Below are 15,937 nucleotides of genomic sequence, written 5' to 3' on the forward strand. Positions count from 1 at the left end.
CGCCATGCCGTCGATGAACGACGTCTTGTCGCAGCGCACCGACCTCAGTCAGGCCGGTCGTGAATGGTTGCACCTGCTGGTCAGTGACTGGCAGCTGCTGGCCGATCTGTCATTCGCGGACCTGGTGTTGTGGGTGCCCACCCGCGATGCCGACTGGGTTGCTGTCGCACACGTACGGCCGACCACGGGCGTCGGGGTTTTTGTCGACGACCTGGTCGGGCAGCCCATCGACCGCACCCGATCCCGCCCGGTGGCCGAGGCTTTCGCCGAGCGGCGCATCGTGCGTTCGCAGACGACGATGTGGCGTGACGATCTGCCGGTGCGTGAGGAATCGATCCCGGTCGTCTTCGGCACCAGCACGATCGCGGTGCTGACGCGGCATACCAATCTGGCCTCGATGCGCACGCCCAGCCGCCTCGAAGTCACCTACCTGGCTACCGCCGACGCCCTCGCGCGGATGGTCGCCACCGGTGACTTCCCGGACGTCGCGGCTGCTCCCGCCGGGCGGCGAGGTGCGCCGCGTGTCGGTGATGGAGTGCTGCGGCTAGATGCCGACGGGGTGGTGACCTACGCCAGCCCCAACGCGGTCTCGGCGATCCATCGTCTCGGGCACGAGGCCGAGATCGTCGGGGTGCGACTCGCGACGATCTTGCGTGACCTGCTGCCCGGCAACGGTCCGGTCGATGAAGAGCTCACCATGGTGCTCACCGGCCGGGTGCCGTGGCGCACCGAGGTGGAATCACGCAGCGCCAATGTCAGCGCGAGGTCGATCCCGCTGTCCGAAAGCGGTCGGCGGATCGGTGCCGTGCTGCTGGTGCGTGACGTGAGCGAGTTGCGCGGCAGGGAACGCGAGCTGCTGAGCAAGGAGACGACGATTCGCGAGATCCACCACCGGGTGAAAAACAACCTGCAGACGGTGGCGGCGGTGCTCCGGTTGCAGTCACGCCGGCTGGCGGACCCGCAGGCGCAGGCCGCCCTCGCCGGTGCGGTGCGCCGGGTGGCGACGATCGCGACGGTTCACGAGACGCTCAGCGGCACGCTCGACGAGACGGTGTCCTTCGACGAGGTCGCGGCGTCCTCGCTGCGTGCCGCGGTCGACATCAGCAACCGCTCGCAGGAGCGCATCCGCGCGCAGATGACGGGAAGCTTCGGAGTGCTGCATTCCGACGATGCCACCGCGGTCGCCATGATCACCGCCGAACTCGTGCAGAACGCCATCGAACACGGCTTCGGCATGTATGGCGGAACGGTGGTCCTCGACGCGCGGCGCAGTGTCGAGGCCGGCGGGGCCGATCTGCTGACGGTCACTGTCACCGACGACGGCTCCGGGCTGCCTGCGGGCTTCAGTCCCGGGGCGTCCGGACTCGGCATACAGATCGTGCAGTCATTCGTGCAGGACCTGCGTGGCGAGATCGACTGGTGCGCGTGGGGCGAGCACGGCACCCGGGTGCGCTTCGTCGCTCGGCTACGGGGGTGATCTCGCGGTGTGCGGAAGGCGCTCCGGGGAGTGAGGTGTTCGCGGACGGGTCAGCCGGCGCGCCGGGCGCGGGCGTTGCGCCGCTTGAGAGCGCGTCGTTCGTCTTCGGACAGGCCGCCCCAGACACCGGCATCCTGGCCGGACTCCAAGGCCCACTTCAGGCAGGTGTCCATGACCTCGCAGCGCCGGCACACCTGTTTGGCGTCTTCGATCTGCTGCAGGGCAGGGCCGGTGTTGCCGATCGGAAAGAACAGCTCCGGGTCCTCGTCCAAGCACGCAGCGCGGTTGCGCCAATCCATGTGAGTCTGCTCCTTGCATCCGCCGTGCACGCTTGAGGGCGCGGAACGGCATCGGTCCGTAGGGGTTGAAGGCTAGGGGTTCCTGCTGATCGTTGCCTGCGTCTGAGATAACGTCGGCAGGTCACACGCTGTTCCCCAAGCGTCACAGATACGCACAACACTCCACAAGTGGTTTCGCCGAGATTTTCGGCCTCGAAGGTGAGGTATCCGTCACATTGCTGTCCAACCAAAGGCGCCGAGAAGTCTCGAGCGCGGCACCGCGATGGTGAAGTGCTGGCCACTGAGCGCGGTGCTGATGGGTCTGCAGACGCTGGTGCTGATCGTCCTCGCGGGGGATCTGGTGGTCGTCGGTGCGACCGGCGGAAGTGACAGCGGGGCTCGTGCGATCACCGAGGGCATCACCGTGCTCGTGCTCGCGGCCTGCAGCGGTCTGCTCGCCTACGGATTCGCACGACGACGCAGCATCGCCCGCACGCCCACGCTCGTCTGGAACCTGCTTGCCGCGCTCGTGGGTGTGTCCCTGTGGTCCGGAGGAGCGCACGCTGTGGGTGCGGTCACAATCGCGGTCGGCGCGGTGACCTTCGCCTGCTCGCTCGGCGTGCCGCGCTACGACCTGGACGATCTCGACGAGTCGGACGAGCACGACGCCTCGCAGCAGTGACCGCGATGCACGCCGGTCACATCCGCGCGCCGGTCACATCCGCGCGGCGAGCAACTGCATCAACAGCGGCATGATCTGCTGATTGAACGTCGCGTTGTTGTCGCTGAAGTTTCCTGGTGCGAACTGGAACAGATTCTCCGCCGTCATCGTGATCTGTGCGGCAGTTGTGCCGTTGCCGATGACGACGCTGTAAGTCGGATCGTTGGTCGCGTTGCTGACCGACAGTCGCTGGGTGTTGTACGAACCGTCGTCGAAATAGATGTAACCGGACGCTGGTTTGCCGTCGGCGTTTGTGTTGGTGGCTCTCGAACTGCTGCGGGCCGCATCGAAGGCGTTGAGGATCTGGGTCTCGGTGCCGACCGATGTGATGGTGAACTGGAACGTGGGGTTGATGGTCGTGTTGGGAAGAAAGACGGTGATCTTCAGCGAGTTGGTGCCCGTGGGATCCAGCGCAATCTTCGCAGCGTCCGGAAACACCGCCGACAACTCCTTGATGCTGAACAGGTAGCCCGCGACCGGCCACTCGGTGGTTGGCACGCTTCCGTTCACGACCGGCGGGTTGAACACCGGCAGACTCGAGTCGTAGACCACCTTGCGGCCGACGGTGTTGGCGACGACCACACCCTGCGAGTCACCAGGTGACGGGGATTGCTTGGGGAAGCTCACGGCGCCGGTCGGTCCGGACGTCGAGCTGGCGACGCCCACCGAGGAACTGCTGCCGGAGCAGCCTGCGAGGGTGACCGGCAGCGCGGCCACCACAACGGCGGCCATCAGTGCGGAGCTGCGATGGTGGCGCAGGAGGTTCATGCGTACTTCCTCGGGAGTTGGTCGGCGATGTCCTTGGCGAGCACCGGGAAGACGCCTTGCATCAGCGAGGTGCTCGCATTGCTGCCGCTCAGGGAGTAGAAGCCGGTGAAATTCAGATCGATCCAGCCGGCAAGGTTTCCGTCCGAGACCAGAACGGCCGACTGGTGATTCGCCAGGATGTAGCTGCCCTTCGCACCGAAAGCGCCCTCCTGGTAGAACCGGTCGGTGGACTGGCGGTCCTGGTAGAGACTGCTTTCGGCGGCGTTCCATGCGCTCGTCATCGGCCCGTCCGCGCCGAACGCGACGATGCTGACCTGGATGCTGCTGGACAGCCCGGCGCTGTCGCCGGGCAAGCTGACCGTCCAGGTGCACGACTGGTTCTTCGACGTGGTCGCACCGGAGGAACTCGTGCCTTTGGTGCAGCTCTGCAGTTTGACGGTCGTGGCTTCAGGCACAGCAGCCTTCAACTGGGCCTGCGTCAGGATGTTCTGAGCGTCCGGCCACAGGTTGGTCGGCACGTTCGGGTTCTGTTTGTCCGGCAGACTCAGGTTCCAGGCGGTCGGATTGGCAGCCGTCGACCGGGTCGGAGAGCCGCCGATGGTCGTACCGGCCAGGTATGACGTGTTACCGGCAGAAGCCGACCATGGCGGCGGGCTCGCGGTCGCGCCGGATCCGCCTCCGCAGCCTGCGATGGCCGATGTCACTGCCGCGGCCGCGACCAGCGCGCCCGCTGTGCGTGCCATGTGCATGTGCCCCTCGGTTCCCTTGTCCCGTGTCTCCATCCCCCCTCGGTGGGATGGCCAAGCGTGCAGTCATTATGGCCCGAACCTGCCCGGCTACGGCGAAAGGCTCCACGCGGCGAGTGCGCGTGGAGCCTTTCGTCCGGTGTGCCGGTGATTCAGTCTGTATGCCGGGAGTGACTCACTCCGGCATACAGCCCGTCAGCCCAGATGTGCTGCACCCTGCCCGTCAGTCGCCAGCTCGGTGTGCTTGACATTGAGGAAGACCAGCGTCGCCAGCGCTCCGACCAGCACCATCCCGGCCGCGAACCAGAAGCCGTGTGTCGACCCGAAGGTCTGCGCCTGCAACTGGATCTGGTGGGTCGCAGCTGCGATCTGATCCTTGTTCGGCGTGTGCCCCGACTGCGCTGCAGCCGCGGCCTGGGCCTTGGCGGCCGCGCCGAGCTCGTTGCCCTTCTGCGTGGCGTAGTGCGTGAACACCGTTGTCAGCGCAGCGATCCCGACAGCTCCTCCGATTTGCTGTGCGGTGTTGAGCGCGGACGCGGCAGCACCGGAGTCCTCTGTCCCGATGCCGGCGGTCGACGTCAGTGTCAACGGGATGAACAGCATCCCCAGGCCCACCGCCAGGATCACGATGTAGGGCAGCAGATGAGACGCGTAACCACTGCTCATCGATAGGTTCGTGAATCCCCACAGTCCGATCGTGGCAATGACTCCGCCGACGCCGGAGATCCAGCGCGGATCGATGCGGCTGACCAGCTGCGAGGCAATGCCGGCCGAGACCACGATGCCGACGCTGAACGGCAGGAATGCGAAGCCCGATTTCACCGGCGAGTACCCGAGCACCTGCTGGGTGAACAAGGACAGGAAGAAGAACATCGAGAACATCCCCGCGCCCACCAGCATCATGGTGAACAACGACACCCCGCGGTTGCGGTCGGCGACGACCCGGACGGGCAGCAACGGGTGCGCGACCCGTTGTTCCACCAGGACGAAGGCGATCAGCAGCGCGACGCCCGCGACCAACGGCAGCACGGTCAGGGCATCACCCCAGGACGCGCCCTGCTGGGCGGCGTGAGACAGGCCGTAGACGATCGAGAACAGGCCCGCTGTGCCGACGATCGCACCCCAGACGTCGAGGCGTCCGTCGCTGCTCTCGGACTCCACCAGCACCCGTGGGGCAAGCACCGCGACGACCAGACCGATCGGCACGTTGATGAAGAACGTCCACCGCCAGTCCAGCCACTCGGTGAGCACGCCACCGAGGATGAGGCCGACGGCGGCGCCGATACCGGACATCGCGGCATACACCGCCATGGCCCGGTTGCGTTCCTTGCCGGCCGGGAAGGTCGTGTTGATCAGTGCGAGCGCGGCCGGTGAGGCCAGCGCGGCGCCGGCGCCCTGCAGCACGCGACCGGTGATCAGCCATGCGGGGTTGAGGGCGAGCCCGCCGAACAAGGAGGCGACGGCGAAGATCGCGACACCGATGGCGAACATGCGACGGCGCCCCATCAGGTCACCCAGGCGGCCGCCGAGCAGTAGCAGAGACCCGAAGGACAGCGAGTACGCCGTGACGACCCACTGCAACCCGGAACTGCTGAAGGTGAGGTCGGTCTTGATGTGGGGGAGTGCGATGTTCACGATGGTCGCGTCCAGCACGATCATCAGCTGCGCCATCGCGATGACGATGAGAGCGACGGTGAGATTGGCGGATTTCGGGCGGGTCAATCCGTTCTCTGGCGCCAGCTCGAGGTCTGTTGTGGACATGGCTGTTCCTTTCGGTGGGTCCGGTGGCTGTCGTGGTCTGCTGGGCACGGCACAGTCGGTGCGCGGGCGTGGTCGAACGCACCGTCACGCTGCACTGCGCGACGGAGCGGTGAGTCGGGGTTGGGTCGGGCGTCGTCGGTCGACCGACGGTGTTCTGCCGGTCCGGGATGACGCTCTCAGCGGTTCAGGACGGTTTCTGTCCGTTGGGAGGTGTGGCCAGGGTGGCGTTGCAGGCCGGCAATAGAATCTGCTGAATCACCTGCAGTGCGAACTCGTCGGACGGATGGTGCTCGCCGGTGAGCATCATGTGGAACTTCATGGCAGGCAGGACCCGCGACAGCATCTCCAGATCTGCGTCGGGGCCGATCTCGCCGCGTGCTTGCGCTCGATGCATCACCTCGCGCAACTCCCGCGCCCGCGGCTCAAGGAAACGCTGAGTGAAGATCAGGCTGAGTTCGGGATCCCGCTTCAGCGCTGGTAATGCCGCGGCGGCGATCTCGGTCATCTGATCGAAGGCGGCTCCACTGTGACAGAAGGCATCCACAAGGTCGCCCTCAAGGCTGCCCGTGTCAGGTGCGCCGTGACCTTCGCGCGCCCGCTCGAACAGGTATTCGACCGCACTCACCAACAGTTCGGGCTTGGAGGGCCAGCGCTTGTAAAGGGTGGCTTTGCTCGCGCGAACCTCTGCGGCGACGGCGTCGAAGGTCAGTCGGTCGTAGCCGACGTCGATGAGCACCTTCAGTGCCCCCTCGAAGATCTCTGCCTCGCGCTCGCCCTCGACACGCGGCTTCAGCGCCGCGTGCTCGGTGCTCGGCGGGACGTTCATGGTGAGACCTTTCTCAGGAGTGCGACTCCGCCATACTTAGAACGAAACTGTTTTGTACTAAATGAAAGCTAGACCCTCTTGCTCGCTGGTGCAAGCCGGGGAGTTCTGGTGAGGGCGCGTTCGGCATCGTCTGGATGTCGGAGTAAGTTCCTGGGCGCACGCTGAGTGGTCGAGACGAAGGAGAGCCGGTGGCGCACGAGCAGGGTCAGATCGTCGGTTGGCAGAGCCACCGCGCTGCCGTGGCAGATCTCCAGCGGCAGTTGTCCGACATTCCGCAGGGTGCGCCCGTCCGCCTGGCGAAGAAGACGTCCAATCTCTTCCGTCCTCGTGAAGCGAATTCGGTTCCTGGGCTTGATGTTTCGAGACTCCATGGCGTCATCGAGGTCGACGCACAGGCGCAGACCGCCGACGTGCAGGGCATGACGACCTACGAAGATCTCGTCGATGCGACCTTGCGCTTCGGTCTGATGCCGTACGTGGTTCCGCAACTGCGGACGATCACCCTCGGCGGGGCTGTGACCGGGCTGGGAATCGAGTCGAGTTCGTTCCGCAACGGCCTGCCGCACGAGTCGGTTCTCGAGATGGACATCCTCACCGGCGACGCTGAGATCCTGACCGCCACACCGGACAACGAGCACGCTGACCTGTTCCGGGCGTTCCCGAACTCCTATGGCTCGCTGGGGTATTCAGTTCGGTTGAAGATCAAGCTCGAGCCGGTGCAGCCATTCGTGCACTTGCGCCATCTGCGCTTCACGGATCTGGCCGGGCTCACCGCGGCGATGGGCACGATCCTCGACGAGCGCACGTATGACGGAGAGTCGGTGGACTTCCTGGATGGCGTGGTCTTCTCCGGCGAGGAGAGCTACCTGGTGCTGGGCAGTTGGGCGGCGCAGGCGCCGTATGTCTCGGACTACACCGGCAGGCAGATCTACTACCGCTCGCTGCAGCAGCGCACCGAGGACTACCTCAGCGTGCACGACTACATCTGGCGGTGGGACACCGACTGGTTCTGGTGCAATCGTGCGTTCGGTCTGCAGAGGCCGGCCATCCGGCGCCTCGTCCCCAAGCGTTACCTGCGCAGCGATGTCTACGGCAAGGTCATCCGCTGGGAGAACCGCCACGGTTTCTTCGCGGCGGTCGACGCTCGTCGCGGGAAGCTGCCGCGGGAACGCGTCATACAGGACGTCGAACTGCCGTTGGGCCGCACGCAGGAATTCGTGCAGTGGTTCCTGGACAACGTGCCGATTGAGCCGATCTGGTTGTGCCCGTTGGCTGTTCGCGATGCCGACCATGGCCCACAGCCCTGGCCGCTGTACCCGTTGCAGCGGGGTGAGAACTACGTCAACGTCGGCTTCTGGTCGACGGTGGAGATCGCACCGGGTGCAGCCGACGGCGACGTCAACCGCGAGATCGAGCGCATCGTGCACGAGTTCGACGGCCACAAGTCGCTCTACAGCGACGCTTACTACGACGAGGACGCCTTCTGGGCGCTCTATGGCGGAGACACCTATCACCAGGTCAAGAAGCAGTACGACCCCGACGGCCGTCTGCCCGACCTCTACACGAAGGCGGTGAAGCGGCGATGACGCTCACTATCGGACAAATCTCGGACGAACTCTTCGGCACCGATGTTCCTTTTGCGCTGAGCGCGTATGACGGCAGCACCGGTGGCAACCCGGATGCGCCATACCGGATCAATCTCGACAACGAACGGGCGCTGCGCTATCTCGTCAGCGCGCCCGGCGAGCTGGGGCTGGCTCGCGGATACCTGATGGGGGACATCTCGATTGAGGGCATCGACCCGGGTGACCCCTACGACTTCCTGCATGCCTTCCTCTACAACTTCGAGGTGCACCGGCCGACGGTGAAGAAGCTCCCCGAGCTGCTGAAATCGCTCGGTATCAACGCTTTTCGGCCGCCGCCGCTACCTGCGCTCGAAACGGCGCCGCAGTGGCGCCGTGGGCTCGAAAGCCTGGGCGCCCGGCACTCCAAGAAGCGAGACGCCGAGGCGATCCACCACCACTACGACGTGAGCAACGAGTTCTACGAGCTGGTGCTCGGCGAGTCGATGGCCTACACGTGCGCGTGCTATCCGGAGGAGTCGGCGACCCTGGAGCAGGCGCAGTTCCACAAGCACGACCTCGTGTGCCGCAAGCTCGATCTGAAGCCGGGCATGCGCCTGCTCGACATCGGTTGCGGGTGGGGCGGGATGGTGCGCCACGCGGTGGAGCACTACGGGGTGACAGCTCTGGGCGTGACGTTGTCGGCGGAGCAGGCGAGTTGGGCGCAGCAGAAGATCAAGGAGCAGGGTCTGGACGACCGCGCCGAGGTGCGCTTCATGGACTACCGCGACGTGGTCGAGAGCGACTTCGACGCCGTGAGCTCGATCGGTCTCACCGAGCACATCGGCGTCAAGAACTACCCGGACTATTTCGGCCGGCTGTACGCCAAGCTCCGGCCCGGCGGGCGCATGCTCAACCACTGCATCACCCGCCCCGACACCAAGGCGCCGGCTCTGACGCGCGGCGGTTTCATCAACCGTTACGTCTTCCCCGACGGCGAGATCACCGGCGTGGGCGTCATCGTCTCGGCGATGCAGGACCAGGGCTTCGAGATCCGGCACGCGGAGGATCTGCGCGAGCACTACGCCAAGACGTGCCGCGCCTGGTGTAAGAACCTGTCGGCGAACTGGGACGAAGCCGTGCAGGATGCCGGCGAGCAGGTCGCGAAGGTGTGGGGTCTGTATCTCGCCGGATCGTCGGTCGGCTTCGAAACCAACAAGATTCAGCTGCACCAGGTGCTCGGTGAGAAGGTCGACGACCGCGGTCACGGCAGCTATCCGCTGCGGCCGACCTTCGGCGTCTGAACCGTCGGACGAGGTGACGCCGGAAATCATTTCGTGAGGCCCGGCGTTGCACCGTATGCTGAACCGCCGGTCGCCCGAGGGTGATCGACATACAACTGCACAGTGGTGACGTGCCCGCACATCAGGCAACATTCATGGGGGTGATCGGTTTCGACGTTGATCGCCGTCGCAGGAGAAGCGGGTCGAGGATGCACGGTTATCTCGTTAACGATCCGTGCAAAACCAATAGGTGCCAACTCACAGCGCACCGACTTCGCTCTCGCCGCCTGAGGCGATCGAAGTCCGTCAGCCTGAGCTCGTTCTCGTCTCAGTGTCTGGCGTCAGCTAGAGAACTTGCTGCAGCGTCAGGTCACGGGGCGCTGCGGGACTTTTACGTGACTGGGCCTGTCAGGGGACGTGTGCGCGCGAGCCCTGGGGCCGAGAAAATCCGTAGCGCACTGCACCCGGAGAAGTCCTGTCTCGCCGTCAGCGGACGCGGGTTCGATTCCCGCCACCTCCACCACCATGAAGGTCACGTCACCACTGCGCAGTTCCTCTCGCCGCTTCGACCGACCCCTCAGCCGTGTCGCTGCCGATGACCCGGCGACCTCGTTCGTCCCGTTGACGGACCCCGGTGTGCGAGATCGTGCCGGACCCACTTGAATGACCTGTATGAGTGCGCAGCCTTCCGTGTCCAACTCCATCACCGTCCGCCTCGAACTACCGGGTCGAGCAACTGCCGTCAGTGAGCTGACCGGCTGTGTAGAGCGAGCTGGTGGTCTGGTCACCGCACTCGACATCACCCACTCCGACAACGACCGCCTGCGCGTCGACGTCACCGCTGCCGCGCGCGACGGTGACCACGCCGACGAGCTCGTCGAGGCGATGCGCGGCGTCGAAGGCGTCGAGATCCACAAGGTCAGCGACCGCACGTTCCTGGCTCACCTCGGCGGAAAGCTGAAGATCGAGTCCAAGGTGCCGATCCGCAACCGCGACGACCTGTCGATGGTCTACACGCCCGGTGTCGCGCGGGTGTGCCTCGCCATCGCCGAGAACCCCGAGGACGCTCGCCGGTTGACCATCAAGCGCAACACCGTTGCGGTGGTCACCGATGGCACAGCGGTGCTCGGTCTCGGTGATATCGGCCCGCTCGCCGCGATGCCGGTGATGGAGGGCAAGGCGGCTTTGTTCAAGCGCTTCGCCGACATCGACGCCTTCCCGATCTGCTTGGACACCAAGGATTCCGACGAGATCGTGCGCACGGTCAAGGCGATCGCTCCGGTCTTCGCGGGCATCAACCTGGAGGACATCTCAGCGCCGCGATGCTTCGAGATCGAGCGACGGTTGCGCGACGAACTCGACATCCCCGTGTTCCACGACGACCAGCACGGGACGGCCATCGTCGTGCTGGCGGCGCTGCGCAACGCGTTGCGCGTTGTCGGCAAGGAATTGAAGGACGTGCGCATCGTGCAGTCCGGTGCCGGCGCCGCCGGCACGGCGATCGCGCTGCTGTTGTTGCACGCTGGGGCGACGGACGTCGTGCTCGCCGACATCAACGGTGTGGTGCGGTCCGACCGCTCCGACATCGCCGGCGACCCCGACTCAGATCTGGCGAAGATCGCCAAGCACACCAACCCGCGTCAGGTGTCAGGCACGCTCAAGGACGCGTTGCGCGACGCTGACGTCTTCATCGGAGTGTCGGCACCGAACATCCTGACCGGCGACGACATCGCCACGATGGCTGACGATGCGATCGTCTTCGCCCTGGCCAATCCGACCCCTGAGGTCGACCCCGCGGATGCCGCCAAGCACGCCAAGGTCGTCGCCACCGGTCGCAGCGACTTCGCCAACCAGATCAACAATGTGCTGGTCTTCCCGGGCGTCTTCCGGGGACTGCTCGATGCTGCCGCCAGCAAGGTGACCCTGGATGTGATGCTCGCTGCGTCTCGGGCGCTGTCGGACGTGGTGAAACCGGAAGAGCTGAACCCGGCATACATCGTGCCGAGCGTCTTTCAGCCGGACGTCTCCAAGGTCGTCGCCGCGGCGGTCGCCGAGGCGGTCAAGGCCGATCAGACCGAGAACGCCCACTCCGGAGCCGCCGGCGCGGACAATGCGCACCTGGCGACCGACGACGATGCCACTGCGGTGGCGGATGACCAGGCCGGAACTCGCTCGGGGGAGTGAGCGCTCGCGACTCACGTCGGGCGAGTCGCCTTGCGACTGCCGGCACGTATGGCGGAGTTCACCGCCGTGCGCGCGACCGGTCCGAGATCGTCAACCGCGTCGATGATTGCTGCGAGGCTGGTCAGGGCTGCCAGTGCTTCGTCGGCTCCGGCGTGATCGACGCCGTCGTACAGCTGCAGTCCGATGAAGCCGGCGCTGACCGCCCGGGCGAGTGCGCCGGGGTCGGCGATCTCGGCAAGGACGTTGCCGGCCAGGATGCGGCGCAAGGCCGCCTCGATCTCGGTGATCCAGCACGACATGGCGTAACCCGTTGCGGCTGCTGGCAATTCGTCATATTGTGCGCCGGTAGCAATTGCTCTTGGTGTCGCTCATGGTGAGGCCACGCTAGTCGGGTTTCGAGCGGTGCGAGTCCGACCATCGGCCGCCGCCGTGATGGCACGGCGGCGGCCGCGCACGATGTGACTGCGACCAAGGTCACGCCCGCGTCGGGCGCCTCGTTTTGCGGTGTATGCCGTGCCTCCGATACCGTGAAGCGTTGTATTCACGCGATCTTGCGTTCATTTCTGACACATTTCCTTTTGTGGGCGCCGAGATCTTTCTGGCGCCGAGGACCCCTCGAGCAGCGCGACACCCGCCCGATTTCGCGGGTCATGTCTGCGTGCCTCGAGACGGGTGGGGCGTCCAGCCGACCACGAAAGAGGACAGTCTCCAATGACCAAGAAGAGCACCGACGGCAAGAAGGCGCGCTGGACGCGAGCCCAGAAAGTCGAGGCCAAGCGCACCCCCGCCCGCAAGCAGGCGGCCGGTCGCGACGAGCGCCCGGCGCGTCGGGACGACCGCACCGGTGGTGCACGCACCGGCTCCGACAACCGTGGCTTCGACCGCGGATCAGACCGTGGCTCAAGCCGATTCGGCGATCGATCGGGCAGGTACGACTCGCGCGACGGTGGCCATCGCAACGGTGATCGCGCCGACGGTGGTTTCGAGCGTCGTGACGACCGTGGTGGCAACCGCGGGTACCAGCGTCGTGACGACAACCAGGGTGGTCGTGGTTACGAGCGCCGCGATGACCGTGGCGGCAGCCGTGGTTACCAGGACCGCAACGACCGTGGTGGTTACCAGCGTCGTGACGACAACCAGGGTGGTCGTGGTTACGAGCGCCGTGACGACCGTGGTGGTTACCAGCGGCGTGACGACAACCAGGGTGGTCGTGGTTACCAGGACCGCAACGACCGTGGTGGTTACCAGCGTCGTGACGACAACCAGGGCGGTCGCGGTTACGAGCGCCGTGACGACCGTGGTGGTTACCAGCGGCGTGACGACCGTGGCGGCAGCCGTGGTTACCAGGACCGCAACGACCGTGGTGGTTACCAGCGTCGTGACGACCGTGGCGGCAGCCGTGGTTACCAGGACCGCAACGACCGTGGTGGTTACCAGCGTCGTGACGACAACCAGGGCGGTCGCAGTTACGACCGTCGGGATAACCGTGGCCATGAACGTGGTGATGACCGCGGCGATCAACGTCGAGACAACCGCGTGCCCGCCTTCCGGCGCGACGACCGTCGTCAAGATGACCGCGCGTTCGACCAGACCGACCAGGCGAACACCATCGATGTCGCCGAACAGACCGAGACCGTGCGTCCCGTCGAAACGCCGGCAGCAGACAGCACCACCCCGAACACCCATAACACCGAGGACAACATCGTGACCACGCAGGAAGTCGTGGGCGCCGATGCAGCTGCGGCATACACCACGGACGACGAGATTGAGACCACGCAGGCGGACGACAACGTGGACGCGCCGACCTTCGCTGACCTCGACCTGCCGGCCTCGTTGGTGGAGCGGCTGGCCCGTGACGGCATCACCAGCCCGTTCCCGATCCAGGTCGCGACGATTCCCGACGCGCTCGCCGGTCGCGACGTGCTCGGCCGTGGACGCACCGGTTCCGGCAAGACGCTGGCGTTCGGACTCCCCGCGCTGACGCGACTCGCTGCCGGCGGCAAAGCCCGCCCGAACCAGCCCCGCGCCATCGTGCTCGTGCCGACCCGTGAACTCGCGATGCAGGTCAGCGACGCGTTGCAGCCGCTGGTGCACGTCATCGGCCTGCGTCACAAGCTGGTCGCCGGCGGCATGCCGTACGAGCCGCAGCTGTCCGCCCTCGAACGCGGCGTCGACCTGCTCATCGCGACACCGGGTCGGCTCATCGACCTGATGGAGCGCGGCGCAGCGGACCTGTCCCGTGTGGAGATTGCGGTGCTGGACGAGGCCGACCACATGGCGGAAATGGGCTTCCTGGAAGCGATTACGCAGATCCTCGACGAAGTGCCGACCGACGGTCAGCGGCTGCTGTTCTCGGCGACACTGGACCGTGGCATCGACACGGTGGTCGAGAAGTACCTCACCGACCCGGTGGAGCACGCAACCGACGACGGCACCGCGAGCGTCACCACCATGGCCCACCACGCGTTGCTGATCGAGCCGCGTGACAAGAAGGTCGTCACCGCTCAGGTCGCCAACCGGCCCGGTCGCACTGTCGTGTTCGTGCGCACCAAGCTCGGTGCCGACCGTGTCGCCGGTGAGCTGCGCGACCAGGGCGTGCTCGCGGCATCGCTGCACGGTGGCCTGAACCAGGGCCAGCGCAACAAGGTGCTCAATGCGTTCAAGGACGGCAAGGTGCCGGTTCTTGTTGCGACCGATGTCGCAGCACGCGGCATCCATGTCGACGAGGTCGGCGTCGTGCTGCAGGTGGACCCGCCGGCCGACCACAAGGACTACCTGCACCGTGCCGGCCGTACGGCGCGCGCGGGCGAGAAGGGCACTGTCGTGACCCTTGCCCTCCCGCACCAGCGCCGCACCATGCAGCGACTGCTGGACGACGCCGGTGTCGGTGTGCAGCTCCAGCGGGCGCAGCCGGGTGACGACGTCATCCGCGCCGCCGGTGGCAGCACGCCGGAGGGCCGGTCCATCTCCGACGACGAACTGCAGCGGATCCTGACGCCGCCGCGCGCCAACCGGGGCGGGCGCTCGTATGGCGATCGTCGCGGCTCACGCGATGGTTACCGAGGCGGACGCGGTGGCGGCTACAACGACCGCGGTGGTCGAGGTGGCTACGGCGGCGACCGTGGCGGTCGCGGCGGCTTCAGCCGTGACGGTGGTGGCGACCGTGGTGGCCGCGGCGGCTACGCCGGTGGTCGTGGCGGCCAGGGCGGCGGACGCCGCTTCGACCGCGACTGACCCGGCTTGATCCACGGTGAGGCCGTTCACCCGATAATGGTCGGGTGGACGACCTCACCAGCAAGCTCCTCGTGTCGGTTCCGCGCGAGCGCTCGCTGGTCGACGACCAGGATGTCTTCGATCGCAGCGTCGTGCTGGTCCTGCACCACGACGAGGAGGGCGCGCACGGGCTGATCCTCAACCGTCCGCTGTCTGCGGACGTCGACGCAGTCCTGCCGGGTTGGCAGGAGCACGTGTCGGCCCCGGACCGCTTGTTCCAGGGTGGACCGGTCTCGCTCGACACCGCTCTCGGGCTGGCGTCGATGCCGGGTGATGATGACGAAACCCTTGGTGTGCGAAGGATTTTCGGCGGAGTCTGCTTGGTCGATCTCGACGCTCCGCCGCCGGTAGTCGTCCCGATGCTGGCCGCGCTCCGGATCTACGCCGGGTACGCCGGCTGGGCCGCGGGCCAGCTCGAAGGCGAGATCGAAGCCGGCTACTGGTTCGTCGTCGATGCCGAGGCGTCGGATCCGTTCAGCGACGATCCGGCAGACCTGTGGCAGAACGTGCTGCTGCGGCAACGCTCGGCCTTGGCGTTCGCCGCGAGCTTTCCCGACGACCCGGATCAGAACTGACGACGCTGTATGCCGCAGGGCGTCGTGGGCCGGGAGCTTTGTGAGTTTGCGACCAGCGCCGGCAGGGCCGGAGGCGCAGCACGGGGCAGAGCCGACAGTTCGCACCGGCATACACTTCTGGGTCATGAGCACCCTGGACGAACCCGACCGCCTGTCATCTCCCGAGGCATCGCCCAGCGCTCCGCGCACGTCGACGGCGACCATCGAGCGCCCGGATGTCCGCGAGCAGTTGCAGGAGCCCGGTGACCATGAGCGCTTCGCGCACTACGTGCGCAAGGAGAAGATCATGGAGAGTGCGCTGTCCGGTGAACCCGTGACGGCACTGTGCGGCAAGGTCTGGGTGCCCGGTCGTGACCCGCAGAAGTTCCCGGTATGCCCGACCTGCAAAGAAATTTACGAGGGTTTACGCGCTCCGCAAGATGGCGGCAGCGACAGTAAGTAGCGCGCTTCATCGGGTTGATGTGCTGCCTGATACATCACGGG

14 protein-coding genes, 1 other RNA gene and 1 pseudogene are annotated in these 15,937 nt (G+C 66.1%); 10 read left to right on the forward strand and 6 right to left on the reverse strand.

Annotation, left to right across the window (positions count from 1 at the left end; translation table 11 throughout):
• The first annotated feature begins 4 nt into the window (after positions 1–4).
• Complete coding sequence (locus BKA23_RS04745; protein ID WP_145225962.1) at positions 5–1,477, forward strand: sensor histidine kinase; 1,473 nt, start codon at positions 5–7, stop codon at positions 1,475–1,477.
• Between the two features lie 50 nt (positions 1,478–1,527).
• Here BKA23_RS04745 and BKA23_RS04750 read toward each other — a convergent pair whose 3' ends face one another.
• A complete protein-coding gene (locus BKA23_RS04750) occupies positions 1,528–1,776 on the reverse strand; it encodes a WhiB family transcriptional regulator (RefSeq protein WP_145225964.1) in 249 nt (82 codons plus the stop codon).
• A 295-nt stretch (positions 1,777–2,071) separates the two neighbouring features.
• On the opposite strand from BKA23_RS04750, the gene BKA23_RS04755 reads away from it, so the two are divergent.
• Positions 2,072–2,437 (forward strand): hypothetical protein, encoded by a 366-nt coding sequence (locus tag BKA23_RS04755; protein WP_145225966.1) that lies wholly within the window; start codon positions 2,072–2,074, stop codon positions 2,435–2,437.
• A 33-nt stretch (positions 2,438–2,470) separates the two neighbouring features.
• Here BKA23_RS04755 and BKA23_RS04760 read toward each other — a convergent pair whose 3' ends face one another.
• From BKA23_RS04760 to BKA23_RS04775, 4 genes are all read right to left on the reverse strand, one after another.
• The gene (locus BKA23_RS04760; protein WP_145225968.1) at positions 2,471–3,244 is read right to left on the reverse strand and encodes a hypothetical protein; all 774 of its coding nucleotides are present in this window, start codon (positions 3,242–3,244) and stop codon (positions 2,471–2,473) included.
• Positions 3,241–3,987 carry a hypothetical protein gene (locus tag BKA23_RS04765; RefSeq protein ID WP_145225970.1) on the reverse strand — a complete coding sequence of 249 codons (747 nt, stop codon included), beginning with the start codon at positions 3,985–3,987 and terminating at the stop codon, positions 3,241–3,243. Before BKA23_RS04765 ends, BKA23_RS04760 begins: the two co-directional genes overlap by 4 nt.
• Positions 3,988–4,185: 198 nt before the next feature.
• Positions 4,186–5,751 (reverse strand): DHA2 family efflux MFS transporter permease subunit, encoded by a 1,566-nt coding sequence (locus tag BKA23_RS04770; RefSeq protein WP_145225972.1) that lies wholly within the window; start codon positions 5,749–5,751, stop codon positions 4,186–4,188.
• Between the two features lie 184 nt (positions 5,752–5,935).
• Complete coding sequence (locus BKA23_RS04775; RefSeq protein ID WP_145225974.1) at positions 5,936–6,577, reverse strand: TetR/AcrR family transcriptional regulator; 642 nt, start codon at positions 6,575–6,577, stop codon at positions 5,936–5,938.
• Between the two features lie 188 nt (positions 6,578–6,765).
• Between BKA23_RS04775 and BKA23_RS04780 the strand changes: the two genes are divergently transcribed.
• The 4 genes from BKA23_RS04780 (at position 6,766) to BKA23_RS04795 (ending at position 11,606) form a co-directional block, all read left to right on the forward strand.
• Positions 6,766–8,163, forward strand: a complete 1,398-nt coding sequence (locus tag BKA23_RS04780) for an FAD-binding oxidoreductase (protein ID WP_246104451.1) — start codon at positions 6,766–6,768, stop codon at positions 8,161–8,163.
• A complete protein-coding gene (locus BKA23_RS04785; RefSeq protein ID WP_145225976.1) occupies positions 8,160–9,443 on the forward strand; it encodes an SAM-dependent methyltransferase in 1,284 nt (427 codons plus the stop codon). Before BKA23_RS04780 ends, BKA23_RS04785 begins: the two co-directional genes overlap by 4 nt.
• Positions 9,444–9,579: 136 nt before the next feature.
• Positions 9,580–9,945, forward strand: a transfer-messenger RNA (tmRNA) gene (gene ssrA / locus BKA23_RS04790).
• A 149-nt stretch (positions 9,946–10,094) separates the two neighbouring features.
• The gene (locus BKA23_RS04795; RefSeq protein WP_145225978.1) at positions 10,095–11,606 is read left to right on the forward strand and encodes an NAD-dependent malic enzyme; all 1,512 of its coding nucleotides are present in this window, start codon (positions 10,095–10,097) and stop codon (positions 11,604–11,606) included.
• An 11-nt stretch (positions 11,607–11,617) separates the two neighbouring features.
• On the opposite strand, the gene BKA23_RS04800 is transcribed toward BKA23_RS04795, so the two are convergent.
• Positions 11,618–11,932 carry a hypothetical protein gene (locus BKA23_RS04800; protein WP_145225980.1) on the reverse strand — a complete coding sequence of 105 codons (315 nt, stop codon included), beginning with the start codon at positions 11,930–11,932 and terminating at the stop codon, positions 11,618–11,620.
• Between the two features lie 385 nt (positions 11,933–12,317).
• On the opposite strand from BKA23_RS04800, the pseudogene BKA23_RS18215 reads away from it, so the two are divergent.
• From BKA23_RS18215 to BKA23_RS04815, 4 genes and pseudogenes are all read left to right on the forward strand, one after another.
• Positions 12,318–13,145: pseudogene (locus tag BKA23_RS18215) on the forward strand (DEAD/DEAH box helicase); the annotation flags it as partial.
• A gap of 165 nt (positions 13,146–13,310) precedes the next feature.
• The gene (locus BKA23_RS18105; protein WP_281287532.1) at positions 13,311–14,840 is read left to right on the forward strand and encodes a DEAD/DEAH box helicase; all 1,530 of its coding nucleotides are present in this window, start codon (positions 13,311–13,313) and stop codon (positions 14,838–14,840) included.
• Positions 14,841–14,884: 44 nt separating this feature from the next.
• Entirely contained in the window at positions 14,885–15,454 is a 570-nt protein-coding gene (locus BKA23_RS04810) for a YqgE/AlgH family protein (protein WP_145225984.1), read from the forward strand.
• A gap of 124 nt (positions 15,455–15,578) precedes the next feature.
• A complete protein-coding gene (locus tag BKA23_RS04815) occupies positions 15,579–15,896 on the forward strand; it encodes a DUF3039 domain-containing protein (RefSeq protein WP_145225986.1) in 318 nt (105 codons plus the stop codon).
• Positions 15,897–15,937 lie beyond the last annotated feature (41 nt).

Origin of the sequence: Rudaeicoccus suwonensis (genome assembly GCF_007829035.1) — a bacterium.
GTDB lineage: Bacteria > Actinomycetota > Actinomycetes > Actinomycetales > Dermatophilaceae > Rudaeicoccus > Rudaeicoccus suwonensis.